Below are 26,438 nucleotides of genomic sequence, written 5' to 3'. Positions count from 1 at the left end.
TACCGCCATCCCAAAGCTCTTCACAACGTTGAAGGGATTTGGGCAGGCAGGCCTGTCAAAGGCCTCCCACACGCGTCAACATGTCCAACAACCGCTGCAACGCGCCCTGGTTGGCGCCCATCACTTTCAGCCCGGCGACGGCCATTTGCTGGGCCTTAGCGGGTTGATCGACTAACTGTTGGATCGCAGCTGCCAGTCCCGTCGCATCGCTGACCTCTTCTAACGCTCCGGCAGAGCGCAGCAGTGCTGCTATTTCCAGAAAATTGAACAGATGAGGACCGCTTAACACCGGCTTCGCCAGAGCAGCCGGTTCCAGCAGGTTATGCCCGCCGTTGGGCACCAGGCTGCCGCCGACAAACGCACAATCGACCACTGCGTAAAGAAACAGCAACTCGCCCATGGTGTCGCCCAGCAACACCGAGGTGGTGGAGGTGACGGGCTGCGCGGTTGAGCGGCGAACCGTTTCGAACCCTTGCTGCAGACACAAATCGTAAACGCTGTTGAAACGCTCAGGATGGCGCGGTACCAAAATCAATAATGCGTCTGGATGGCTGATCAGCAGTTGCCGATGAGCGGACAACACGGTTTCGTCTTCGCCAGCATGGGTGCTGGCCGCGATCCATGTAGGGCGTTCCCTGGATTGCCATTGCTCACGCAAATCTGCCGCTCGAAGCAATAACTGCGGGTCGATACTCAAATCGAACTTGATCGATCCGGTGACTTCGACACATTCCGGTCGGGCGCCCAGATCAAGAAAGCGCTGCGCTTCCGTTTCAGTCTGCACTGCGAAACCACTCATTTCAGCCAGCATCGGCCGCGTCAGCTTGGCGAAACGTCCGTAGCCACGTGCCGAACGCTCAGATAATCGGGCGTTGGCCAGCACTACCGGAATTCTACGCTTGGCACACTGGTGAATATGATTGGGCCACAGCTCGGTTTCCATGATCACAGCCAACCGAGGCTGCACGTGATCCAGGAAGCGCCCAGCCGCCCAAGGCAAATCGTAGGGTAAATAACAATGTTGAATCCGGGATTCGCCTGCGAACAACGCCTTGATGCGTTCTGAGCCAGTGGGCGTCATGCAGGTTAGGGTAATCGGCAGGTGCGGGTAGCGCGCCAACAGAATTCGGATCATTGGGGCTGCAGCGATGCTTTCTCCAACGGAGACGGCATGCACCCAGATCCCGCCGGTTTGCATAGGCGCCAGCCCGAACGAGAAACGCTCGCCGATCCTCTGCGCGTAGGCAGGCGCCTTGCGCGCCCGCAACCAAAGACGCAGGGCTATCAGCGGCAAACCCACGTGAAACAACACGCTATAAAGGAATCTATTCATGGCGGCGGAGTTTATCAGCCAATCGCTTGAAGATGCTGGGCAAAGCTATCGGCCAGCCACCTCGCCGCAGGGCCCAGAGGCTCATCCCGGCGCCAGACCATTTCCACGACCAGCGCAGGCGGCGTCCAGTCGCTGATCAGCTCGACCATTAGATTTTGATACGCCGGGTACTGCACCACATGTCTTGGTAGCCAAGCCCAACCGAGGCCGCGCATCAACAGTTCGGCCATCACGTAGAAACTGTCGGCACGCCAGACCTGCGCGCTGATCTGTTCGCCTCCGGGGTAACCGCTTTGCTGCGGCGCGATCAATAGCTGACGGTGACGACCTAGCAACTGGCGACTCACGCGAAGCTCGCTGGCCAATGGGTGCCCTACCGCGCATACCGTGACCATCTCAACGCTACCCAATGCCCGTCGTTCCAAGGCTTCGGGCATTTGCTCATGATGGAACAGCAGGCCCAAATCCGCCCGACGCTCAACCAGCTTGCGCGCCACATCACCTTGGGCGCCGCTGGCCAGCTGCATTTCCAACGTCGGAAAACGTTCGGCCAAGGCTTCTAGGCTGTCCAGCACTGGTTGATATGGCATGGCTTCATCGTGGGCCAACCGCAAGCGCGCCTCTTGACCGCGCATCAACGCCAACGCCCGGCCATCGAGGCGATCACACTGGCGCAACAACTCCCGCGCTTCTTCCAGCAATGCCCCGCCAGCTTCGGTCAACCGGGGTTGTCGGCCGCTGCTGCGGTCGAACAGGCTGACACCTAAGTCCGCTTCCAATAATGCAATGGCGCTGCTGACGGCTGATTGCGCGCGCTTCATGTCACGCGCCACCGCGGAGAACGAACGCTGTTCGGCGACGCTGACGAACAATCGAATTTGCTCAAGATTCCACTGCAAGACTGTTCAGCCTATCGATTTTGAAGATGGGTAATGACTTTACCCCATCTGTTGAAGCTCTAGAATGAGCAGCTTATGAAAAGGAGTACACCATGACCGCTTATTATTATCTGGCCATTGCCATCTGCGCCGAAGTTATTGCAACCGTCTCCATGAAAGCGGTTAAAGGTCTCAGCACACCAGTACCGCTGCTATTAGTCATCGTGGGTTATGGCATTGCGTTCTGGATGTTGACCTTGGTAGTTCGCAGCATTCCAGTGGGCGTTGCCTACGCGGTCTGGGCCGGCATGGGGATTGTCATGGTGAGCATCGCTGCACTGTTCGTTTACGGACAAAAACTCGATGTGCCCGCCATGCTTGGCATGGGCCTGATTGTGGCTGGTGTGGTTGTGATTCAGCTGTTCTCAAAAACCGCCGGGCATTGAAAACGCGATCCTCTATAATGGCGGCATTCGTATAGCCACTGAGGTCGCTCATGCCATCTGTGTCCACTCCCTCCATCCTGACCACTGACGTACTGATTGTCGGAGCTGGCGCTGCCGGTCTCTGGCTGAATGCGCGTTTGCGGCGCCAAGGGTTCTCGACCGTTGTAGTGGAAAACGCCAGCCTGGGCGGCGGACAAAGCACAAAATCCCAAGGGATCATCCACGGCGGCGCCAAATACGCGCTGCATGGCGCCTTGAGCGGGGCATCGGAAGCAATCGCCGACATGCCTCGCCGCTGGCGTGAAGCATTGTCAGGCAAAGGCGAGCTTGACCTGTCCAGCGTGCGCCTGCTGTCCGAAGCCCATTATCTGTGGTCTCCAGGCACCCTCGCGGGCAACCTCACCAGTTTTTTTGCCAGTAAAGCCGTGCGTGGCCGCGTCGACCAAGTCACCGGCGCTGACTTGCCACCTGCGCTGCAAAACCCCGCATTTAAAGGCAAGGTCTATCGGCTGGCTGAGCTAGTGATCGACGTGCCCAGCCTGATTGAACGCCTTGCCGAGCTGTCGGGCGACAGCTTGCTGGCCGGCGAAAAAATCGAGCCGCTGTATGCAGGGGAGGAGTTAGTCGGACTGCGGGTCGATGGCCGGGAGATTCATGCTCAGCGGGTGGTCTTGAGCGCAGGAGCAGGCAACGCAGAGCTGCTCAAATCTCTGGGTGTCACCTTCCCGATCATGCAACGCCGCCCACTGCATATGGTGATGGTCAAAGGTCCAACGTTGAAACCGCTGTACGCCCACTGCCTCGGCGCAGGGCCAAAACCTCGGATCACAGTCACGACTCATTTGGCAGCTGACGGTCAGTGGGTTTGGTACCTGGGCGGCGATCTATCTGAAGCTGATGGCGTTGCTCGCAAACCGGAAGCACAGATTGCGGCGGCAAAAAAAGAACTAGGCAATTTGCTCCCGTGGGTCGATTTGAGCCAGGCACAGTGGGCGACTCTGCGTGTTGATCGCGCAGAGCCCTCGCAGTCAGGCCTTGTCAGGCCAGACAACGCCTACTTATCGACACAAAAAAGCCTACTGGTGGGTTGGCCCACCAAACTCGCCCTGGCCCCTGACTTTGCAGATCGAGTACTGGCAGCGCTGGCACGCGATGGTGTTCACCCAACGCCGCAGCTGCCTTTGGTTGGCTTGCCAAAACCGCCGATGGCGATACCTGTGTGGGATCAATTACTGCCATGAAAACCCTGCACGAACTGCATCGCCCATTGGGCAGCACGGGCTTGAGCGTTTCTCCGCTGGGTCTGGGTACCGTGAAGTTGGGCCGTGATCAAGGGGTCAAATACCCCAACGGTTTCAAAATCCCGGATGACCATGAAGCACGGATGCTGCTTAAATTGGCGCGGGATTTAGGCATCAACCTGATCGACACCGCACCGGCTTATGGCTCCAGCGAAGCACGTCTCGGGCCGCTGTTGCGCGGACAACGTCATGAGTGGGTCATCGTCAGCAAGGTCGGTGAAGAGTTCGAAAGCGGCCGGTCACGTCATGATTTCAGCGCGGCACATACCCGTCTGTCAGTTGAACGCAGCCTCCAACGCCTCGAAACCGACTTCATCGATTTAGTGCTGGTTCACTCCGACGGCAATGATTTAGCCGTACTTAATGACTCTGGTGTCTATGAAGCGCTGGCCGAAATGAAACAACAGGGCAAAATTCGCGGTTTTGGTTTCTCCGGAAAAACCGTCGAGGGCGCCTTGCTGGCGTTGCGCGAAGGCGATTGCGCAATGGTCACCTACAATCTCAACGAGCAAACTGAAAGGCCGGTTCTGGACTATGCCACCAGCCATGGAAAAGCCGTTCTGGTAAAGAAAGCGTTGGCCAGCGGGCATGCCTGTCTAAGCCCGGGAATTGATCCGGTTCGGGCCAGCTTCGAGCTGCTGTTTGCACATCCAGGTGTCGCCAGTGCTATTGTCGGAACGATTAATCCTCTGCACTTGGCCCATAACGTGGCAATTGCTGCCGCCGTGATTCTTGGCAAAACCTGAGTCTGGCGACAGCCGACCCCAACGAACGAAGGAGCCGCAATGCCGCGAACGTTGATTCGGAAAAACCCCAGCAACTTTAAAACCCTGCCATTAATTGTCGATGCCACACCTGAAGGTTTGAGTTACCAGAGCGTCGGCATGCCGTTGAATTTCTCCCAGACACTGCAGCGTCGTCGCAAGATCGACGTACCCGATGCCGATCGATTTTCGGTGGAGCTGGCCAATCTTGGGGTCTCAGTACGGCTGACCTTGAATTGGCAAAATCGCGATTACTGGGTGCTGGTCCGCCAGCGTCGGCAAGACCGTGGCGACGTAGTGCTCAAGTTAATTTCCGGCTATGTGCCCGCCCATGAATTAAATTTGCCCCTACACACCGCCATTCAAGAAGTCGCCGAAGAATGCCTGATCGAAACCCCGCAGGGCTGGCTTAGCGGGCGATTCGGCGACACGTGGCTGCCGGCGCCCTATGCTTCGGCGTTGCACTACCGTGAGGCCCTACCCTTTCGCTTAAGTCCGTTATCCGGGGCTGCAAGACCAGTGCGCTGTGGCAACATGATGCTGATGGAACGCCCGCGCGCATACGTGCATTTACCCACTTCATCACTGCAATTGATCTATGACATGCGCCTGGAAGTGCCCAAAGATGCACGGCCGCTTAGCCTGTTCCATGTCGATGAGAGCTTGGAAAACGACGAACTGGTGGCACGTCTGAACCGCAGCAAGCCGGACCTGTATTTAATGCCGCTAGAAGACGGCGTGCCCAAAGCCGAGTTGTACACGCTCAAGCGCGACAAGCTGCAACCGGCAGGAACCCGCGGACTTTACTTGGCAGAAAGCTTTGCAGAGCAACAGGGCTGGGTTGTAAGAGAAGAACGAATTCGCTGGAAGGACTGGCTAAGGCAGCAAGGCATGACACCGCCGCCGAGAAAGACCGGTCTTAAACGCTTGACCGGCAAACTGATGCAACTCGCCCGCGGGCGTTTGTAATTTACGCGCCGATAGTCTGTGGAGCCAACGTGTTGGCGAATGCCCTGACGCGGTTGATACACCGCCTCGCCACAAGTTAGCTCCAGATAACCCTTCAAATCACTGGTTACGAATTTTCTCGACGATCGCCGTGGTTGAGCTGTTCGCGACCAGGCCCAGCACTTTGACCGTGCCGCCGTACCCTTGAACAATCTCGGCGCCAACGACTTGATCGATACCGTAATCACCGCCCTTGACCAATACGTCCGGCTTCACTTGCGACAACAGATTTTCCGGCGTTCCCTCGCAGAAGCTGATCACCCAATCCACCGCCCCTAAGCCAGCTAATACGGCCATGCGCCGGTCAACGCTGTTGATGGGTCTACCCGGCCCTTTTAAGCGGCTGACAGACGCGTCATCGTTAACCGCTACGATCAAGCGATCACCTTGAGCGCGGGCCTGCTCCAGATAAGTCACATGCCCGGCATGAAGAATGTCAAAGCAGCCATTGGTGAAAACGATCGACTCTTTGTGCGCGCGCGCATCATCGATTGCTAGCAGCAGTTGTTCGAGGCTAAGAACACCTCGTTCAGATCCCTCTTCGCGTTGAATCGCACGACGCAATTCCGGTGCGCTGATGGCCGCAGTACCTAGCTTGCCGACCACAATCCCCGCAGCCAAATTAGCCAGTGCAACAGCGTGAGGAAGCTCTTCGCCTGCGGCAATGGCAGCCGCCAGAGTAGAGATCACCGTATCGCCAGCCCCGGTGACATCAAAAACCTCACGGGCACGGGCGGGCAAATGCAAGGCGGGCTGATCAGGACGGAGTAGGGTCATGCCGTGCTCGCCTCGGGTGACCAACAGCGCTCCTAGGTTCAGCTCGCTCATCAACTGCGCGCCTTTGGCGACCAGTTCAGCCTCGTCGGTGCAATGACCAACAATCGCTTCAAACTCGCTGAGGTTCGGGGTAAGCACACTGGCGCCGCGATAAATCGAGAAATCCTTGCCTTTGGGATCGGCCAGTACCGGAATACCTCGCGCCCGTGCCGCCTGAATCAGGACTTGATGGTTTTGCAATGCACCTTTGCCGTAGTCGGACAGCACCATGACTTTGATACCGTCGAGCATGTCTTCAACATCGGTGCTCAGCGCTTGCGCATCAGTGGCGAACGGTTCTTCAAAGTCGATACGCAGCAGTTGCTGGTGACGGCTCATGACCCGCAACTTGACGATGGTCGGCTGATGGGCAATGCGTTGGAAACGCGCATTTACACCTGCGCCTTTAAGGCTATTGGCGAGGCTGTCGGCCGCCTCATCTTCCCCTGTCACCCCGACCAAAGAGGCCGGCGCGCCTAAGGCAGCAATGTTCAAGGCAACGTTAGCGGCACCGCCTGGGCGATCCTCGATTTGCTCGACCTTGACCACTGGCACAGGCGCCTCAGGTGAAATCCTTGAGGTTCCGCCATGCCAATAACGGTCGAGCATGACATCGCCAACCACCAAGACAGGCGCCTGATCGAAACGCGGCATGGACAACTTCATCAAACAACCCGTTACTAGAATGAACAAGGGCGGAATCTTAGCACAGGGTTGGAAAGGGGACTCTAGATGGCTGAACGGCCGATGACTCAGGATGCTCGAGGCGCGAGGCATAAAGCTTCTCGAATGAATTCGCTCCCAGTGGGGATTGCATATGCCCCGGTGGGAGCGAATTCATTCGCGAAGGATTTGACGGTCAGGCGATACCCGCTACCACTACTGGATCATCCAGACCCAAAGCATTCAGACGAGCGTAGTAGCCATTCTGGGCGAGCAATTGCGCATGAGTGCCGCGCTCGACAATGCAGCCTTGATCCATAACCAAAATCATATCAGCCTTTTCGATAGTCGATAGACGGTGCGCGATGACCAGCGTGGTCCGGCCTTTCATGACTTGATCCAGCGCCGCCTGAATATGACGCTCTGACTCGGTATCAAGCGCCGAGGTTGCTTCGTCCAGAATGAGCAGCGGCGCATTTTTGAGCAAGGCCCGGGCAATCGCCAGACGCTGGCGCTGCCCACCGGAAAGCAACACCCCGTTTTCACCCACTTGAGTGTCGAAACCTTCCGGCAACTGCTCGACGAATTCCAGCGCATAAGCATCGGCGGCAGCGGCTTCGATGTCCGCACGCGGTGCACCCGCCAGGTCACCATAAGCAATGTTATTTGCAATGCTGTCGTTGAACAGCGTGACGTGCTGAGTGACCTGAGCAATGTGCCGACGCAGATTGCGCAGGCGGTACTCTTCAATGTCAACGCCGTCCAAAAAGATTTCACCGCCACCATGATGGTAGAAGCGCGGGATCAGACTCGCCAACGTTGACTTACCACTGCCCGAACGCCCAACCAATGCAACCATCTGCCCAGGTGCTGCCGTGAAGCTGATGTTGTTTAGCACCTGCCGATCTGTACCAGGGTAGGTAAAGCTCAAGTTCCGCACTTCAAGATGGCCGCTAACACGGTCACGCTCAACAGTCCCGGTATCGAGTTCTGGTTCAACGTCCAATTGCTCGAAGATGCTTTCAGCGCCAGACACACCTTTCTGAATGGTCGAACTGACTTCCGACAGCTGGCGGATCGGTTTGGGTAGCAGGCCCGCAGCAGTTATGTAAGCTACCAGATCACCGGGGGTCGCATCGCCACGCAGGTACAGCACTAAAAACATCAGCACCGCCATGGCGGTATAAATCACCAGTTGCAACATTGGCGTATACACGGCACTGGTCTTGTTCATCCTCAGTTGCTTATCGGTATTGCCTTGGCTAGCAGCCCGAAAACGCGCTTCTTCATAGTGCTCGCCACCAAAGCTGCGGACCACGCGGTAACCTTGAATGGTTTCCGAGGCCACGTGGGTCACATCGCCCATGGCGACTTGAATCTTTTTACTTTGACGGCGAAATTTTTTGCTGGCACTGCCCACCATAATCCCGATCACAGGCAGGATTGCCAACATGACAATGGTCAGGTGCCAGTTCATCCACAGCAAATAGATAAACAGGAACACCACCGTCAAGCCTTCACGAATTACAGTTTTAATTGCGTCGGTAGCCGCGCCGGTAACCATGGTGACGTTGAACGTAATGCGTGAAATCAGGTGACCCGAGTTATGCGTATCAAAATAACGATTGGGCAACACCAACAGCTTATTGAATAATTCGACGCGCAAATCGTGCACCAAGCCTAGCGAGACTTTGGCCAGAAAATAGTTGCCCAAGTACGAACCCAAGCCTTGCCAGGCAGCAATCAACACGATCAACAACGGCACCGCTTGCAAAAGCTGCAAGTCTTGCAGATACGGAACATTGGGAAATAATGCGGCTTCCGGATTGCTCAGGCCATCGACAAAATACTTGAGGATACCGGCCAGCATCGGCTGAGTTGAAGCAAAGATCACGAAACCGATGATGCTGATGACAAAGATGCCGATATAAGGCATGACATAGGTCAGCAGTCGGAAATAGATTTTTATACTGGAGCTTTGTTCTGGGTTGCTCATAGTCATCGGTACAGAAAAGAGAGCCGGAATACTATCACAGCCCGGAGCCATTAAACCCTAGGCCACCCGGCTGGGGTATGATGGCCGCCATTTTGAAGGAGCCCGCATGCTCGCACTCGCTTACGCTGACTACCAGGCCTTACGCAAAGATGCGGAGGTGATCGAGGCTGATTTTTTTGGAGACAAGGTGTTGCGCCTCGAAGACGGCAACTTCATGAAATTATTTCGGCGCAAACGGCTGATCTCGTCCGCGGCGCTATTCCCCTATGCCCAACGGTTTTCCGATAACGCACTTGAGTTAAAAAAGCGTGGCGTGCGCTGTCCGGATATTCTTGCCACCTACCGGGTCGCTAATATCGCCCGTGACGTAGTGCATTACGAACCATTACCCGGCCTGACATTACGGCAAATAATCGCTGATCCCGCGCACTTCAGCGATCCTGAGTTACTCCAGGCGTTTGGCCGTTTCGTCGCGAAACTGCACAATTTGGGGATTTATTTCCGCTCACTGCACTTGGGCAACGTGGTGATGACGCCAGACAACGAACTGGGGTTGATCGATATTGCCGATTTGCGGACCTTGCGCGGTCCATTGCGCAAGAGCATGTGCCTAAGAAACTTCCAGCATATGCGCCGCTATCGGAGCGACCATGAGTGGTTACTTCAAGAGCACGGCGCACATTTCTTTAACAGTTACAGCGCCCACAGCAGTCATGGCTGGGAGCGCAGTACCTTGGCAGAAAAGCTAGCGCTTTAGGATTCAGAGGCGGTTACTCAATGTCCGCTCGCTGACCGGCGTCCTACTCAGGCATAAACTGAGCAGAAACGGCACCCAGACCACCATCCACATCGCGCGCGCGCGCCCGAACAATACAAACACATCAAACTGCAAGGCCACCGAGGCAAAGACCCACGCCAGCAGCACCGCCATGCCAAGCGCCTGATCGCGACAACGCCAGGCGCGCAGTCCAACCCAGCCCCAGAGAAACACCCAAAGCGCGGTAAAAATCACGCCATATTGCAACGTCGTATCCAGCACGAAATTATGACAGTGGTCGAAGATCACACCACCGGCAGATACGGCATAACTGGCGCCAAGACCTATGCCGAGCCAAGGGTGCTGCGCAGTAAGCTCTACTGCGCTCTTTATTAACGCCAGCCGTTCGGAATCACCTCGCTGTAACAAGGAAGGCTCAAGTAAAAACAGAAAACCTGCAGCGATCACCAATACCACTGCAAGGGTTCTGTAGAGCGGTCTTCCTCCCGCCAACATCACCACACCAGCAACCGCCACCAATGAAAGAAGCGGGCCACGGCTGCCGGTCATGATCACAAATGATAGTGAGCATGCTTGCAAAGCGGCCCACGCCAGCCGTGCCCACATGCGTTGAGGCCACCAAGTGCAACTTAGAACCAGCAAAAACCCGATGGTATAACCGGCTGGATTGGGATTATCCATATAGCTGCCGAAGCCATACATTCTCGACAGACCGCGCATTGGAAATGCAATGATCGACACCAGAGCGTATACGCCAGCCATCGCGCCCCAAATAATAAGCAGACTTTGCAACTGCCTATTGAACATCCGACCCCAAACGATCCAGCCCAATACCAGCGACAGAAAAAGCAGTTCGCGCTTGATCAACGTCAGATAATTTTCACCCGTAACACTCCAGCTCAGGGAGATGACTGACCAGCAAAACAAAAGGAGAAACAGCCACAGTTCATGCCGACCTTGGACGGTATCGCGAAAATCCCCAAAACGTTTGATTAGCAAATAGATAGACGGTAAGTACACAAACGCGGTTAACAACCAATCAAAAAGCTTCATTGAGGGTGTCAACAGCACCCCTGCGATGCTCCAAAACAAACCAAAGCCAAGCAGTAGGCCAGCGATTCCGAAATGATTGCGGAGCGCCCTCAATTGCGTTTGGATGTCGCTGAAGCCGTCGATGAAATTACTGGAATGTTGAATATTGCGGCTCACTAAACACCCTTAACTTTATTAGTTTTGAAGAGAAAATGCCTAAAGCGTTTCCACGTGAGCCTGTTCCAGCGGTAAACCGGAATGCTGGAAAACAATCCGCGAGCGAATGCCTTGTCGGCGACCACCGACTCTTTTAACGCTTTATTGACGATTGCTAATTTAGCTGACGCATAAGCTGGGTTTTCTTTGTATAACTCAATGACCTGCAAGTCGTAAATCAACTGACTCTTGTAAGCCACCTTCGAAATGTTTGTATCGTGTCGACGGTATAAGGTGACGAAGTCAGGCAGGATATCAACGCGATAATCCAAATGCGCAATTTTCAGGGTCATCTGAAAATCCTGGACCTTGATGGATGGATCGTAGCCGCCAACCCTGTCGATTGCTGCACGGCGGTACATGGCAACTGGCGCACCTACCGCGTAGGCCTCTGCGAGAAGTTGATCGAACGTCCAGCGCTGCACCGATTTTTTGGGGGCCTCGCTGTGTTTGAGGAGCGTCCCTTCGGCGTCGATATAGATGACCCTGGCACCGAGCAGGCCAACGTCCGGGTGCTCTTGCAAATAACTGACCTGACGACGCAAACGGCCTTCGAGCATCACGTCATCGGAGTCGTGGGTAATGATGAATTCGCCAGCGGCATGGCTCAAAGCCGTATTCAGCGCGGCACTGACACCCTGGTTTTCCTGCTGATAGAACTGGAAGCCATGGATCTGGCGCAACGCCTCGATTTTCTGAGCGCTGGAATCCGTAGATCCGTCGTTAACGACAATCAATTCAAAGTTGTCATAGTCCTGCCGCAGGATGCTCAACAGGCACTCTTCGATGTATCGCTCGTGATTAAAACACGGCACCAAAATCGAGACCAAAGGCCATTTCATGTTTACATCCAATCCTTCGCTTAATGCCGCTGCTTGGTTGCAGTGGTGGTTCGCATCTGCTTGGAGTTTGCAAAAACAGCAATCTCGCCTGGAAATAAGTGCGCATCCTCACGCAGCGCACAGCTTATTGCCATCATTATTGTTAAAGCCGACATTTCATATAAAAGACTGCATGCTTACGCCAAACCACCCTCGCCCACGCATTTGCGTCTCCATGCAAAGCACGTAAAACCAAAGCAGCATCCCCTTAGAAACGGTGCCCGTCAAACCAATGTAGAGTTCATCCGACGCGTTAAATACCAAACTTCCCACGTAGACGGTCGACCCAGGTGAGCGGCGTTTGAGCACCCAACGCAGGCTCGAGCTCTTGGACAATGCGTTTACCAATAGCTGCGAAACTGAATTGGGATGAGACAAGATTTCTACCGCTGATCGCTATGCGCCCAGCCATTTGGGGGTCAGCGCGTAACAATGCGAGCTTTTGCTGCAACTGGGCAATAGTGCTGTAAAACACCACGTTATGCATATCTTGCAGACCTAATGCGTCGTTTTCGGCCGCCCCTTGATCGAAGGCCAACAGCACGCAGCCACACGCCATAGCTTCGAAGTTCTTGATCATGTATTCGCCCATGCCAACATCAGCGCTTACAAAAAACCGAATCCGATTCAACGTGTCACAGTATTCCTCACCGGATTTGGTACGGGTCACCACAAGTGTTTCAACTCGGCCTAACTCTTCAAGCAGAGCCTTGCGGCCGCTATAGGCAATGCTGTCAGTGCTGCCGACGAAGGCCAGTTCGATATCCCGCTCGCGCCCTTGGTCCTGCAATAAGTTCTGATCGTAGCCTTTGGGGACGAACACTGCGTCGAAACCTTCTTCGCGCAGGCGCTTGCTGACCATAAACCCTGAACTTATAACCCGCGCCCACGGCAGCTTGCGGTAATGCGCGCTAAATTTGCCGGTGTATTTGCAGGGAATATAATTTTGATAGGCATCGTGTTCAAGAATGACCAGATTAGGTACCGTACGAATGAACGGGACTTGGCGAATCTCTTGTTTGAAGCGGAGAAAGAAAACGATGCGATCGTAGCGTGTGATATCCACTTCACGCCGAAAGTAGCCTCGCAGATTTCGCTGTTCAGCAGAGGTCAGCCAGCGTAAATCACACTCACAATGCTCCGCGACGCCTTCATATAGACGATCCAGAATGGCACGCTGTTCCTTTTGCACCAAAAATAGAACTTTCATCGTTTTCCCCAACGCGCGCTGCAGGCTAAATCAATGGTCTTTGCGCCAGAACAATTCGTGTCGGCGAACAGCTTTTCTAAAAAATTCATTTTCACCTTCAGCCGGCCAACGTCGGCCAGCCAGCAACTGTTGCAACCAACGGCGAACCCGGCGCTTGAACGGCGGTAACGGCTGCAAATCGTGCATCATGCCCAGCGCCATGGCCTTGTCACGTTGTGCCGAGGCCGAAAGCTCAAGGCTGTAAGGGATCAAATCGACGCCTGCAAAATAAGGCGGCAAACTCACGCCAGTGTAGGCGTTACCCATGGGCCAACGGTCGTTATCATAAAGATGATTGGCATAGCCGAGAATCGTCTGCGGCTGCCATTCCAATCCATGCAGCGCCTCAAGCACTGCTGCCTGAGCGCAAATATGATCGGGATGCGGATCAATTGATGGATGCGGCATGACCAACACTTGAGGACGAGCCGTCAACAACAAAGCTCGCAGATCGGCGAGTAAGTTGTTCCAAGTCGGCGCACCGTCCGAATCGCCAGGCAGCAGCATCGGATTGAACTGCCGAAACAGTCGGGTATCGCTTAACTCGGCTTCGCGGGACGCTATAGGTTGCTCCGGCGCGGCCTGCATTGCCGGGAGCTGCAGACAGAAATACCCGAGCTGTACGCAGTGCGCTTCCGGCACCCCACCCCAACGCGGCACGGCGACGCTGTCCCATGCACGCAAACGACCTTTGACTCGGGCGGCTTCGGCAGGTTGCATGCCCATTTGCCGATAATGCTCGGCTTCGATTTCGCCAGCAGTGAGGGTCACGATCCAGGCTTCGGCGGCTTGGCTATATAAGCCGAACGCGGCCAATTCGGCGTCGTCAGCGTGAGGCGCAATCACCATGACTCGCTGGCGTCTGACGTCAGTGTGACGAAACACCCACAACCTCGGCAGCCCCTGCAAACGGCAAAACCGACCGCGCACACGAAGCGAACCATCCGCCAACGCGGCGCCAAGGCCAGTCAGATTCAGGTAGCGCAAACCGTCGACCCCGCGCTCGAAGGCTTGTTGGTCGCGTAGGTCAGTGCCCAGCAGGTTGATGGCAGGGTCAAGAAAGCGTCCAATCCACGAACTTTTAATCCGTAGCCCAAGGACCAAGGTTTCATCGCCGGTCAACGCCAACGGTTGACCCACTTGCAAAAATTCGCCCTCCAGACGGACATTCGGCTGTTCGCAGTCATCCGGAAAACGGTAGTGATAATCGTCTTTGGGGGAGTAAAACAAATGGTCGGCAAACCAGGCTTCATGGGCCACCCATGCGAGGACCGCCAACAGCAGCGGCAACCACCACGCTACCAGAATGCCTATTACGACTAGTAATAACAGGCCGATCAGCAGCACCGCGCGTTTGTTGCGACGATGGCGCTTAAGCAATTGCTGCTTGCGGTTCACGCCCGAATTCATACTTGAAACACCGGCACCTGGCTGCACCACCGGTCCTTGTATTCGCGATCAGCACGCCCAAAAGAGAAACGCAGCGGTTTGTTATTAGCACGCGCCTGTTCCCAAGCACTTTGAGTATTAAGAAAACTGAGGACGCTGCCAGGACTAAAACCGCGGTTTTCCGGATCGACACCGCCGTTGATGTATTCCACGCTGATCCACTCCGGCGCTTCGACCCGATACACCAACTGGATGGCGATAGGTGAGTCGTTAAGGAACAGCACCGAGCCAATCATCAGCTCACGCAACAACTCAATCACGTCCGCCATCCGTTCGGCGCCGGTAGCAGGGAACCCCCAGCGGCGCTGGAACAGGTCGCAATACATAGCGGCTAATTCAGCGCTGGTGAACTCAGCCACAGGGCGCGCTACGCCGCCCGCTTCTTCCAACAGACGCAACTCACGGCGTTGGTTGTAGCGGAATTTTTTCGACAGCTCTTCCGGCGCACGGGACATGGCCAGCGATTCTGGCTGAGGTTTCAGGGTACTGACCCGGCCTTCATTCAGGGCCGATAGATAGCGCGCTCTATGGCGCAACGCAACCTGCGCGCCAGCAGCCACAGGCAAAATCAATTCGGCATTGCCCAAATCGAACAGACCTTTTTTGCCCTGGCGCTTGAGCACGTCTTTTGAGAGGGCCAATGAGCGGCCCCACGTCGGGATCGCGGCCTGCAATTCGCCGCTCTGCTCCCAGCCTAAATAACGCACCGGGATATCAGCCAGCGCAGCCAAGCGTTCGACAACCAAGGGATGGGTTGCGACGCTGCCGCCAAAGCGTTGCCAAGCCTGGGCATAGGTTGGGGCATCGATAAGAGTCCAACCACGTTCACGCCAGCGTTGAAATCGGTTGAGCATCAGGACTCCGCGATCAGGCTGGTGACTTGCGGCAAGCGCCAGAACACCTCGCGTACAGATTGATCGGAGAACCGCTCTTGCAATCGCAGCAGCATCAACTCGGCGCAAGCCGTTCGCTGTGCCTCATCCAGTGTCGCCAGATGAATAAGCCCTTGGGCCAAACGCTGGTCATCGCCCAACGGAAACAGGATGCCGACGCCTTCAACCACTTCCTTGGCGCCACCCGCCGCCGTTGCCAGCAGTGGAACACCCGCGACCATGGCTTCAAGCAGCACCATACCGAACGGTTCGTGATCCGAGCTCAACGCGAACACATCGAACGCTTTGTAATAACGGTGAGCTTCACGGATCTGCCCAAGAAACAGCACCTGCGAACCAACGCCCAACTCCAGCGCTAACGCTTTGAGGTCTTGTTCCAGCCGCCCGGTGCCGAGAATTACCAGCTGGCTCTCGGCAGGCAGGTTCGGCAGCGCCAAAGCGAAACCGCGCAGCAACGTCGCTTGATCTTTGTCCGGGTGCAGACGACCGACGTTGCCGACGATCCATGCACTGAGCGGCAAGCCCAATTCAACACGCGCCTCGGCGGCAGACAACTGAGTAACCTGTAACTGCTCAACGTCGATACGGTTGTACAGGGTTTGAATACGCCCGACTGGCCACTTCGGCAAGCTTTTACGCATGTCATCGCGCACTGCGTCGGACACGCCCAGCAGGCTCAAGCGCCGGCGGAAGATATACGCGAACAGCTTGCGGGTACGGCGGTGATAGTCGCCAAACGCGTGGTGGATACCGATCACTGGCAAGCGCGTCGCCAACAATGCGATGTAAACCGGTTTGAAACGATGGGCGATGCAAAAACTAAAAGAACGCGTAGCGGCGATTTTTCGCAGATCGCGGATCGCCCCTAGCTTCAGGCCACGAATGGCCTTGGAGCTGTATTCGAGAAATAACACTTCGTCCGAAGCACAAGCAATTGCCACCTCAGGATCAGCGGCTCCGGTCAGGAATACCGTGGTCACTCGATACCCTTTACCGGCAAACAAGCTGGCGTATTGCCGGGCGCAGTCGAGAAACGGCCCGTCATAGCCGTGACAAAACTGCAGCACATGGCGATCAGCCGAACGTGTCATAAGCCTCTACACCGTCTTTGAGGACCAAGATGTCTTCCATAATCAGGTATTCCAGATCGGAACCGAAGAACATGTTCAACGCGTCAGTCGGAGAACAGATCATCGCTTCACCACGTCGGTTGAGCGAGGTATTGAGCGACACACCGTTGCCGGTCAATTCTTCCAGCGCTTTCATCATGTCGTAATAGCGCGGATTGAACCTGCGCTCCAGCACCTGTGCGCGAGAAGTGCCATCTTCATGGACGACTTCCGGCACGCGGGCTTTCCACTCGTCAGCCACTTCGAAGGTGAAGGTCATGAACGGCGCGGGATGATCGACTTTGATCATCTGTGGGCCAACCGTATCGAGCATAGACGGGCAGAAAGGCCTCCAGCGCTCGCGGAACTTGATCTGTTCATTGATCCGGTTGGCCACGCCAGGAATGCTCGGGCAACCAATAATCGAACGGCCGCCCAGTGCACGCGGACCAAACTCCATACGTCCCTGGAACCAAGCCACAGGATTTCCTTCGACCATGATCTTGGCGATGCGCTGCGGGGTATTGTCGATTTGGCGCCACACCGGCTTGCTCGGATGACGGGCGCAGGCAGCGATCACGTCTTCGTTGCTGTATTCCGGGCCGAGGTAAACGTGCTCCATCTTCTCGACCGGTACACCACGGGCGTGAGATACATAAGCAGCAGCACCCACTGCGGTGCCGGCATCACCGGACGCTGGCTGCACGAACAGCTCTTTGACTTCCGGGCGAGCAATGATTTTCTGGTTCAGTTTGACGTTCAGCGCGCAGCCGCCTGCGAAGGCCAGCTTACCGGTTTCCCGGAGGATGTCGCCCAGATAGAAATCCATCATCTGCAACGAAAGCTTCTCGAACAGCGCTTGAATGCTGGCCGCGTAGTGGATATACGGTTCGTCAGCGACGTCGCCCTGACGGCGCGGACCTAGCCATTCGATTAGTTTCGGCGAGAAGTAGAAACCCTTGCCATTCTCTTTATAGCGACGCAGGCCGACGACGTTGGCGTAATCGGTGTTAATCACCAGCTCGCCATTTTCAAAGGTCGCCAGACGCGAAAAATCGTATTTGCTGGCATCGCCATACGGCGCCATGCCCATCACTTTGAATTCACCATCGAGCATTTCGAACCCGAGGAACTCGGTAATCGCCCCGTACAGGCCGCCGAGGGAATCTGGATCGAAAAATTCTTTGATCTTGTGAATTTTGCCGTTTTCGCCGTAACCGAAAAACGTAGTGGCGTATTCACCCTTGCCGTCGATGCCCATGATCGCGGTTTTTTCTTTAAAACCTGAGCAATGGTAAGCACTAGAGGCATGAGCCAAATGATGTTCAACCGGTTCGATCTTGATTTTCTTTGGATCGAAGCCGAGCTGCTCCAAGCAGAACACAATCTTGTTGCGATAGCGTTTGTAGCGACGGTTACCCATCAACAGCGCGTCGAGGGCACGGTCAGGCGCATACCAATAGCGCTTGGCGTAATGCCAACGCGCTTTGCCAAACAGGCTGACCGGCGCGAACGGAATCGCCACCACGTCAACGTCTGACGGCTTGATACCCGCTTGCTCCAGACAGAACTTCGCCGACTCGTACGGCATACGGTTCTTTGCGTGCTTATCGCGAACGAAGCGCTCTTCTTCAGCGGCCGCTACCAGCTTGCCGTCGATATATAGGGCTGCGGAAGGATCATGGCTAAGGGCGCCGGACAGGCCAAGAATCGTCAATGCCAAAGGGGTCTAGCCTCATGAGTCTGTATGCAGGCGACGTGCGCCTGAGAAAATATGCCCTCGCAACAGGCGCGAGGAACAGCTAAAGCGCGAGATTATAGCGTAATGAGACTGTATGTGGTCGGGTGGCGACAGCATCGGAATACCGAGGAGAACTTAAGTTGTCTGGCCGGTTTTCTCGCTCAGGTTTCCGCCCCCAAACCCTGATAACTATCTAACACTACACAGGCTCGTTTTTTGGTTGGATTGAGGCGAACACCCATACAGCCATCAAAAGAGTTCCGCATGCAAACACCATCGAATAATCGCTCAACACTCCTCACCCGTCTGACAGCGCTAAGCACCACGTTGACTAAAGAACTTGTGTACTTGCCTGAGGCGCAAGACCTGACACTGCAAGAAATGCAGAACCGCATCGATTTTTTCTGGGTCGCGCCGAGCGCCCAAGGCACGCCACGACGGGAAGTGTTTATTGCGGGTATCGAGCAAGCCCTGCGCGATGAAGTCGCGCTCAAGATTTCCGACGGGTGCTTACACCCTGCCTACCGAGACTGCTTGCCATTGCCCGCAGCGGACAGTGGCGAGCGCCTCGCACCTGCATTCCACAGCCTGCAACTGAAGTTGAATGATCAAAACACCATTGAGTTAGCCGGCGCCCTCGTGATCATCAACCATCAAGGCCCGACTTTACTGGTACTGCCGGGGTATGGCGTGGAAGGTTTTGCCAGCCATGCGTTGCTGGTTGAGACCCTTACGAATTGGGCCAACGACTCCGCCCTGCGCAGTCTGCTGCTTAACAACGCCGAGCAACGCGTGCAGAACATGCTCCTCGACATTGAAGCCGATCCTGACCTGTTTCTTGAACCCGATGATGCGCTGGATTGGCAATTGACCTTTATCGCTGATAAGCCCTTCGAGCACGCTTTCGAAAGACAACTGGACAAACAACGCGCTGATATTAGCTATGCGTTCGAGGGCAATGCACGTCAGATCAATCAGGCCATACGCATGGGCGGAAGATTTGGCCCGGCGGCAATGCTCGAACTGCGTGAGGTCAGCCATAACGCAAGCGAGCAGCGCAAAGCTCTGCCGGACTGGCTCTCGATCGCTAGCCGGGAGGAACTCCAGTGCTACGTTGAAAGCTTGAGAGCGTACGAGCAAATACGTGGCGCATTATCGAGCATGCTCGGCGGCGCTTCGTCACCAGAACAATTCGCCACTCAGCGCCTGCGTGCTCAAATCGAAAATGATCTGGGCCATGATCTGAGCCCGGAACATTTGATGATTTCCACATGGCGCCAGTTACCGCTCAGCAACGAGCCATATAAGGTTACCCGTTCGTTGACTCAGCTGGCGCTCTACGGACTGCACCCCGGCGACATGGACACTGGTTCGGTTTTCCTGACCTGGAGCACCATCAACCTTCAGGGGCAGCCACTGGCCTCTGACTACCCAGGACTGACCAACGCCTATATTGGTGGACTGATCCAGACACTGGATCTACGCAGGGCGTTTGGCCCGGCTCAGCGCGAAGCCTACGGCTCGCCTCACGCCCAAAGGATCATGCGCGACGTTACTCGACAGCAGGTGAAGGCCATGGCCTACGCTGCAAAGCTGAAAGGGCACATTTCACCTCGGGACTACGACCTGATAAGCGCTTTGAGCCAACCCGAGCGCGAAACAACAGGCGGCGCGACCCGTGTGCAACAGGTGACGTTGAACAATCGCCATGTGTTGAGCAACGTGCTGCTGTTTCGTCAAGAGGATGCCCAAGGTCGGCTCGAACGTTTGGTGATGTTCATGTCCGACAACCCGCGAGGCCGCCAATTTCAGGGATTCGACAACGAACGCCAATTGTGTCAGGAACTGGTGGGCTGGAGCGCCTTTGCTGACATGAGCGACTACCTGCTCACGCAAGTCAGCTCCACCCACCGTACCGCCCTGGCAAAGCAGTTATCAGCGCTGAAACAAAAACCTCAACCGCCGGCCGACTTCGTTAACCTTGCTCCACCGTTGCCTTATGAGGAAGCGTTACGCGCTTTGGTGAACAAGCGCATTGGTGTGATTCTCTCCGACCAGGAACATCACACTCCAAATTGGTACTTGAATGCCAATACAAACCAACGTCAACAGTTGGTTGCTCTGGAGGATGCTATCAATGCCGCGCAAGCACATTACCAGGCCAAAGCCCATGCACAGGTTCAGACATTTGATGACTACGTGCATAAAAGAGCTATGCAGAAGATTAATGAGTTGCTCGGCACCGCCGAAGGCCAGGTCGACCCCGACAAGATCATCATCACCACGAACCGAGAAACGCTGAACTACACCCAGATGCTGCGCAACGGCTATGACGACAGCATCAACCCGGTCAACACTAACCCTGTTGCCGATGCACGATTCAAGGGTCCAGACGGTATCGACCTGACTCCGTTGACTGCAGAGAAAGTAGCGCGCTCGGTACACGGTGCGTGGCTCAGTGATCAATACGTGGCCCACATCAAAAACACCCTGCTCAACGCGGACACCACGGGATACACATACCGTCGCCGTACCAGCCTGCTTATTGCTCAACTGCAGATGAACGCCGCTGCCCTGCGCAGTTATCTTAAAAGCGAGATCAATGCTCAGCAGTATCAATGGCTCAAGGCATCCATTGAGCAGATGCATGTAAGCGACCCGGCAACCCGTCGTCGCTACCCCCTATACCCGTTGCAGTTCAAATTGGACAACCCGTTGATCGCCACCAACGTAGCTGAACTTGGCAGCTTACTGGATTTTCTGCCGCTGCCTGGCACCCAGATAGAAACTGTACAAGGCTGCCATGTGCTAACTCCCGAGCTCTCCGCCAATACTCGAGACGCCCTGCTCTATACGCCAAATGCACCGGATGACGTGGACTTTCGCCCCTTCGGCAACTTCGTCGACACGCTCAAACGCGAAGGCATGAGCGACTACTACAAGGATCGCTGCCGCATTCGCGCCAACCGCAAGCTGGCGTTTTTTCTGGCAGACATGAAAGCAGGCGGCAACAGTCAGCCGCCAGCACTACCAGACTCACCGCTGACAGACCTTCACGATCAGCACTTCAACCAAATCATCCAACGCAAAATCCACGACGTCGAAGACGCCACCACCGGACGCAACGACATGCTTCAGAAGCTGATCTGGACCAGTGTCGAACTGATCGCCACCGCAGTCACCCTGCCGTTCCCCCCCGCCAGTTTCGCGGTAGGTGCCTTATTGTCGATGCGCGACAGCCTCCACGCGCTAGAAGCATTCAGCGATGGCGATCAGGAAGCCGCCAGTGGCTACATTCTTAGTTCCCTGCTCAATGGCCTCGGTGCGGCGGGCGATCTGCATCCGGGCCTCAAGGGTTTTGCCCATGTTCTGCGCACCGCGTCCCGCAACGCGGGAAAAAGTCAGATTCTCGACAGCGCCACACACCTCCAACGAATTTTGCCACCCCTGAAAAACCTTCGTCCGATGCAGGTTCATGGCGAGGTGTTTTGGACCACCCCCTCGACAACGAACGGACACGCGCCGTTGTTCAGAGTAAATGTCCGGCACCCCGACACGCTGATTCCCAGCGGTCAATTCGCGGAGAAGGATATCGCCGGCGTCTGGCAACCGTTACGCCGCGAAACCGACCAGGCAACTCCCCAAGGCACGCTCAATCGGAGCTATGCCGTGGGCGTGTCGCTGCGAGAAACCGCGCCTATCGCCAACGGACATGCCAAAGGCGTCACGCTGCTTCAGGGTCAGCATTACATCGAACTGGAAGGGCTGACGTTCAAGGTCCAGTTCGACGCTCGAATTCGTTGCTGGCACATCGTTGATAGCAACAACCCTTTTGCGTTTTTCGGCAAGCAGCCGGTTTGCCTCAATAACAAAGGTCAATGGCAGTTGGTGGACCTAAACCTGCGGGGCGGCGGCCGGCCGAAATATCATCCGTTTGAGGAGGAAATTGCCGGCCAAAACTCTGCAGCCAGCGACTTGAGCAACTATGAACTGCCCGCGGCAATGCGGCCTTACACCCACAGCATCGTCGACCCCACGGCAGCAGACGATCTTGGCGTCAGCGGCCTCGGAATTGAGCAATGGATGGGGCCGATGTTGACGGACCTGCGAAAAACTTACGCCGAATTCAGGAAAATCCTCTACAGCGACGCCAACGCGTTTTTTAATCAGGTAACACCTCCTATTCGGCCCGAACTGCCCATGCTTGACGAAACGGTGCGCCCTGAGAAGCTACTCAGCAGCATCTTCGAAAAAACCAATGGCTTGGTCATCAGCGAGGCGCCCCGGGCAGTTGTCAGCAAACAATGGCTGATCGACAACATGCCCCTGCTCGCCGAGCAAAAAATCGAGATCCTGTACATCGAACATCTATTCACTGATCTCCATCAGAGCAAGCTGGCCAAGTACAAAAAAGTGGGCAACAAGACAAAATCTGGATCGAGGGAAATCAAATTCCACCTTAAACATCTTGGTGGTGGCGCACTGGATAACCAGAGCAAGGAGTACGACTACTACCACCTGATAAAAGCGGCGCACAAATACGGTATTGAGGTTAAACCATTGAACTCAGCGGTCAGCTACCCCTTTAATAACAACCCGGTAGCGATTGCAGCGAATGACCCTGCAGCCGCACAAAAAATGAGTAACTTTTTCGGTCACAAGCTGATCAGTGCGGACATGAGGGCACGGCCAGAAAAGCGCTGGATCGCGTTGCTCGACCAAAAAATGGCGAACACCTGGCGACAGGTTCCGGGTATAGCTGACTTGAGCGGCGCAATCAGCCTACGATTTGAAGGCCTGCCCACCGGCAGTCTTTCGCGGGTGCGTCGAGATACCGCTGGATCAATTGCGGGTGATCCGCTGGCCAAGGCCGACTTTACATTGCAAATGGCTGATTTCAGGATTGCAGCACTCGCGGCTTTCCCCACGACGACCTCAATTACGCGTCTGGACGATGCTTTATATTCGTTGCTCGAAGGCAGGATGAGAACGACTGCGGACAGTGTTCACCCGTATGTCGATGCTCATGGCTTTCAATTGGATGAGGCCGGTCATTGGCAACGAGCGGACCCTGACTCATGGCCGACGGAACACTCTATAACAGCCATTCAACACTCGTTACTCGACACCCGATATGATCTGCCCATTGAACTGCGACCGACGCTGCATGAGCTGGCGAACTTCCGTGATGGAGGTATTCATGAAGACTATGGTTTTACCGCCGACCATCTGACTCAGGCCCGGGAAGTATTTTTCGACCTGCGCAGGCAACTGCAAAAAGATTCACGACAGGTCATTTCCGGCGACCTACCGCCGCGTCCAACCCTGCCCGAGGTAGCTGCGGGCACAACGATTCCAGACTTCATAGATAACCTGTACGAGAACACCTCGGGCGTGGTGGTCGGCGAAGCGCATGCCTCCATTGGCAGTAAAAAATTTATCATCGACCACTTGCCGCAACTCTCGCGCAGGCAGGTAAAAACCTTATACATGGAGCATCTGCTGACGGACCTGCATCAAGCAGATCTCGATCGCTTCGCCGACACCGGGCAGATGAGCAAGACCCTGCTGCACGACCTGAAAAAACTGGATCAGGATTACCGCACGGATCCAAAAAAGGTCTATACCTTTGAAAACCTGGTCATTAGCGCGCGCAAGCAAGGTCTGGAAGTCAGGGCCATCGATTGTTCAGCCAGTTACTACCTGGAAGGGCTAAGTCGTTCGGCACCCACCACTCGCCAGCAAATGATGAATTTCTTCGCCTCGCGGACCATTCGCAAGCATCAAGAGGTAATGGGGCCGCACAACTGGATTGCGTTGGTGGGTAATACCCATGCCAATACCTTCCAAAAAATCGTGCCCGGCGTTGCCGAGCTCGAGGGAGCTATCGGGGTTCGTGTCGTCGACGTCGGCCCGGGGCAGGGACGTGCACCATTCAGGGATCTGGGCGAACAACTGGTCGAAAACCATGCCAGCACAAGCGTCTTTCTGCAGAGCGACTACCGCTTGGATATACCGACGCTAGATAGTGCGGCCGAGTCGATAATCGTAAACAGACCGCCCCTCGCTTTGCCCGCTGAAGCAGAGCTGACCGAGCCAGGAATGTTCCTCATCGATGAGTCAGTATCGGACCGCCCGGTGATCGTATATCGATCAGAAGAGGGCGGCGTTGAGCGCATGCTCATTGACCGGAATGAACACGGCCAGTTGTACGTCGAGCATCCGGCGTGGGAATCGGTTCATCAGCATGCTTACGCTGATCTGTGGGATTTGATTCAGGCGCTTGAGGGGTTGAATTTGATCCGGGTCGCCTGATTAATCCAGAGATAACGTGTAGGCAAATCAACACCGAGGCAAGCGCTGCTCCAGCAATTGGTGCAGCGCGCTTTCGGGTGGCCAGTTGCGCATGAATCGTGCCCGATCTCGCGCAAATGCAGATGAAAAAGAAGAAGCTGAGGTGTGTTGACACATGGCGTCGAGATCGATCAGCGCCCAACGGTCTTGATGCCAGAACACGTTGTGTCCTTTGAGATCACCATGGCTGATTCGCTCGTCAATCAGCCGAGCGAACAGGTGGTCAAGCGCCAACAACTCCGCTTGCGGAACATCGCCCGAGGCCACATGCGGCGCAAACTGCTCAATAATGTCCGGCCCCGGCAAATATTCAGTGATCAGGTATGCCTTGAACCGCAGCCAGAAAAATCGCAGCTCCAGCATCGCCAGCGGCTTAGGTGTTGCAATACCAAGAAACGCCAGCCGATTGCCTTCGCGCCATGAATGCCAAGCGCGGCTCGGACGCCAAAAACGTTTGAGCCAGTGAGCGAAATTTTTAACGTTGTAGCGTTTGATCACAAGCTGCCGACCTGCCACCTCAACTCGCCCTACGCTGGCCGCTCCTCCGGTCTTGTACAAATGACCGTGATCAAGCAACCCATCGGCGTCAGCCAGCACCGGCGACATTGCGGCCTCTTCTTCGCGACGAATAGCGCGCAGACTGAAAGGACCATCGTAGACGCTAAACAAACTGCAATCGCGCGCGACTTTGCCCAGGAAGTCTTTCAAACGCCAGTTGCGGGTCTTGTTGATCTGTTTTTGCAGTGCTTGCATGGGCAAGGCGTGTTCGCCATTGCTCAGCAAATAATGCACCAACAGCTCTTCGGTGAACGGTTCCAAGGCCTTTGGCAACTGAGCAAAAAAAACACCCAGATTTTCCAACACCCGCTGCCGCGACAACGGATTACCTGCCTGTTCGGCGCGAATGCCCGCCCCATCAATCAGATACAACTGCCCTTGATAACGCAGCAGGTTGTCCAAATGAAGGTCTTCTTGCCACAACCCTTTGCTGTGTAGCGTTGCGATTATTGACAGTGCCTCCCCCAATACCGTTTGCTGCTCATACGCGAGGGGGGGCAATGTTTCGACCTCAGCCCAACTATCGCCGAGGCTTTGCGCGCCTTCCAGAAACTCGAATAATAGCCAGCCGCCCTGACCTTCTTTGAGGCCTTCGACCAACAATAACGGGGTCGTCATGCCCTGCTCGGCTAGGTGGTGGACACCATCACGCTCGCGTTGAAAGCGTCGAGCCGCCTTAGAGCCGACCAACAGTTTCGCCAGCACCGTACGGCCGCGCCAGATACCGGCGCCAACATAACGTTGCCCCGGCAAAACACGCAGTAACGTCAACAATTGCAGTTCGGCTGGGCCAGCAGCATCGGCCAGCGCCAGGTTGATGGGCAGTATCGGCGTACGTCCGGCGAATTTCAGATCAGACAACTGCATCAACATACCTCTTTATAACTACTGCACTTTGTCAGACCCTGGTGGGCGAACAGCATCGGCCGCCGCTGTATCCACGTGCTCAGGTCAGTCCAGCTATCCACGTTTG

Annotated in this window: 18 protein-coding genes; 6 read left to right on the top strand and 12 right to left on the bottom strand. The window is 55.5% G+C overall.

The genetic code is table 11. The features are described from left to right. Positions 1-55 precede the first annotated feature (55 nt). A complete protein-coding gene (gene waaA / locus RGW60_RS21570; RefSeq protein WP_322206515.1) occupies positions 56-1,333 on the bottom strand; it encodes a lipid IV(A) 3-deoxy-D-manno-octulosonic acid transferase in 1,278 nt (425 codons plus the stop codon). A gap of 14 nt (positions 1,334-1,347) precedes the next feature. Continuing rightward, complete coding sequence (locus RGW60_RS21565) at positions 1,348-2,232, bottom strand: LysR family transcriptional regulator (protein ID WP_322206514.1); 885 nt, start codon at positions 2,230-2,232, stop codon at positions 1,348-1,350. Between the two features lie 92 nt (positions 2,233-2,324). On the opposite strand from RGW60_RS21565, the gene RGW60_RS21560 reads away from it, so the two are divergent. From RGW60_RS21560 to RGW60_RS21545, 4 genes are read left to right on the top strand one after another with little or no spacing between them, the layout of a single operon-like run. After that, the gene (locus RGW60_RS21560) at positions 2,325-2,657 is read left to right on the top strand and encodes a multidrug efflux SMR transporter (RefSeq protein ID WP_322206513.1); all 333 of its coding nucleotides are present in this window, start codon (positions 2,325-2,327) and stop codon (positions 2,655-2,657) included. Between the two features lie 50 nt (positions 2,658-2,707). Next, the gene (locus RGW60_RS21555) at positions 2,708-3,898 is read left to right on the top strand and encodes an NAD(P)/FAD-dependent oxidoreductase (protein WP_322206512.1); all 1,191 of its coding nucleotides are present in this window, start codon (positions 2,708-2,710) and stop codon (positions 3,896-3,898) included. Next, on the top strand, positions 3,895-4,704 hold the full coding sequence (locus RGW60_RS21550; RefSeq protein ID WP_322206511.1) for an aldo/keto reductase: 810 nt from the start codon (positions 3,895-3,897) through the stop codon (positions 4,702-4,704). Before RGW60_RS21555 ends, RGW60_RS21550 begins: the two co-directional genes overlap by 4 nt. A gap of 39 nt (positions 4,705-4,743) precedes the next feature. Next, positions 4,744-5,691, top strand: coding sequence for a metal ABC transporter ATPase (locus RGW60_RS21545; protein WP_322206510.1), 948 nt, complete (start codon positions 4,744-4,746; stop codon positions 5,689-5,691). Positions 5,692-5,790: 99 nt separating this feature from the next. Here the strand turns inward: RGW60_RS21545 and hldE are convergent, their stop codons facing one another. Together hldE and msbA are read right to left on the bottom strand one after the other, a co-directional pair. After that, the gene (gene hldE / locus RGW60_RS21540) at positions 5,791-7,212 is read right to left on the bottom strand and encodes a bifunctional D-glycero-beta-D-manno-heptose-7-phosphate kinase/D-glycero-beta-D-manno-heptose 1-phosphate adenylyltransferase HldE (protein WP_322206509.1); all 1,422 of its coding nucleotides are present in this window, start codon (positions 7,210-7,212) and stop codon (positions 5,791-5,793) included. Between the two features lie 193 nt (positions 7,213-7,405). Then, positions 7,406-9,205: a lipid A export permease/ATP-binding protein MsbA gene (gene msbA, locus RGW60_RS21535; RefSeq protein ID WP_322206508.1), complete on the bottom strand. Its 1,800-nt coding sequence runs from the start codon at positions 9,203-9,205 to the stop codon at positions 7,406-7,408. Positions 9,206-9,311: 106 nt separating this feature from the next. Here msbA and RGW60_RS21530 point away from each other — a divergent pair, with 106 nt between their 5' ends. Continuing rightward, entirely contained in the window at positions 9,312-9,962 is a 651-nt protein-coding gene (locus RGW60_RS21530) for a toluene tolerance protein (protein WP_322206507.1), read from the top strand. Between the two features lie 3 nt (positions 9,963-9,965). Here the strand turns inward: RGW60_RS21530 and RGW60_RS21525 are convergent, their stop codons facing one another. From RGW60_RS21525 to RGW60_RS21495, 7 genes are all read right to left on the bottom strand, one after another. Beyond that, positions 9,966-11,192: an O-antigen ligase family protein gene (locus RGW60_RS21525; protein WP_322206506.1), complete on the bottom strand. Its 1,227-nt coding sequence runs from the start codon at positions 11,190-11,192 to the stop codon at positions 9,966-9,968. Next, entirely contained in the window at positions 11,192-12,073 is an 882-nt protein-coding gene (locus RGW60_RS21520) for a glycosyltransferase family A protein (protein ID WP_322206505.1), read from the bottom strand. Before RGW60_RS21520 ends, RGW60_RS21525 begins: the two co-directional genes overlap by 1 nt. A 292-nt stretch (positions 12,074-12,365) precedes the next feature. Beyond that, the gene (locus RGW60_RS21515) at positions 12,366-13,322 is read right to left on the bottom strand and encodes a glycosyltransferase (protein WP_322206504.1); all 957 of its coding nucleotides are present in this window, start codon (positions 13,320-13,322) and stop codon (positions 12,366-12,368) included. 30 nt (positions 13,323-13,352) lie between these two features. Beyond that, positions 13,353-14,759: a PIG-L deacetylase family protein gene (locus RGW60_RS21510; protein WP_322206993.1), complete on the bottom strand. Its 1,407-nt coding sequence runs from the start codon at positions 14,757-14,759 to the stop codon at positions 13,353-13,355. 8 nt (positions 14,760-14,767) lie between these two features. Then, positions 14,768-15,664: an antimicrobial resistance protein Mig-14 gene (locus tag RGW60_RS21505; RefSeq protein ID WP_322206503.1), complete on the bottom strand. Its 897-nt coding sequence runs from the start codon at positions 15,662-15,664 to the stop codon at positions 14,768-14,770. Continuing rightward, a complete protein-coding gene (locus tag RGW60_RS21500) occupies positions 15,664-16,794 on the bottom strand; it encodes a glycosyltransferase (RefSeq protein WP_322206502.1) in 1,131 nt (376 codons plus the stop codon). The genes RGW60_RS21505 and RGW60_RS21500 overlap by 1 nt, the downstream gene beginning before the upstream one ends. Beyond that, on the bottom strand, positions 16,778-18,535 hold the full coding sequence (locus RGW60_RS21495) for a carbamoyltransferase (RefSeq protein WP_322206501.1): 1,758 nt from the start codon (positions 18,533-18,535) through the stop codon (positions 16,778-16,780). Before RGW60_RS21495 ends, RGW60_RS21500 begins: the two co-directional genes overlap by 17 nt. Before the next feature lie 282 nt (positions 18,536-18,817). Between RGW60_RS21495 and RGW60_RS21490 the strand changes: the two genes are divergently transcribed. After that, on the top strand, positions 18,818-24,868 hold the full coding sequence (locus tag RGW60_RS21490; RefSeq protein ID WP_322206500.1) for a membrane-targeted effector domain-containing toxin: 6,051 nt from the start codon (positions 18,818-18,820) through the stop codon (positions 24,866-24,868). Between the two features lie 27 nt (positions 24,869-24,895). Here the strand turns inward: RGW60_RS21490 and RGW60_RS21485 are convergent, their stop codons facing one another. Beyond that, complete coding sequence (locus RGW60_RS21485) at positions 24,896-26,332, bottom strand: lipopolysaccharide kinase InaA family protein (protein WP_322206498.1); 1,437 nt, start codon at positions 26,330-26,332, stop codon at positions 24,896-24,898. Positions 26,333-26,438: the final 106 nt, after the last annotated feature.

The sequence above is a fragment of the Pseudomonas sp. AB6 genome, assembly GCF_034314105.1.
Taxonomy (GTDB): Bacteria; Pseudomonadota; Gammaproteobacteria; order Pseudomonadales; family Pseudomonadaceae; genus Aquipseudomonas.
The sequence above is the reverse complement of the archived record's forward strand: the minus strand, read 5'-3'. Positions and strand labels throughout refer to the sequence as shown.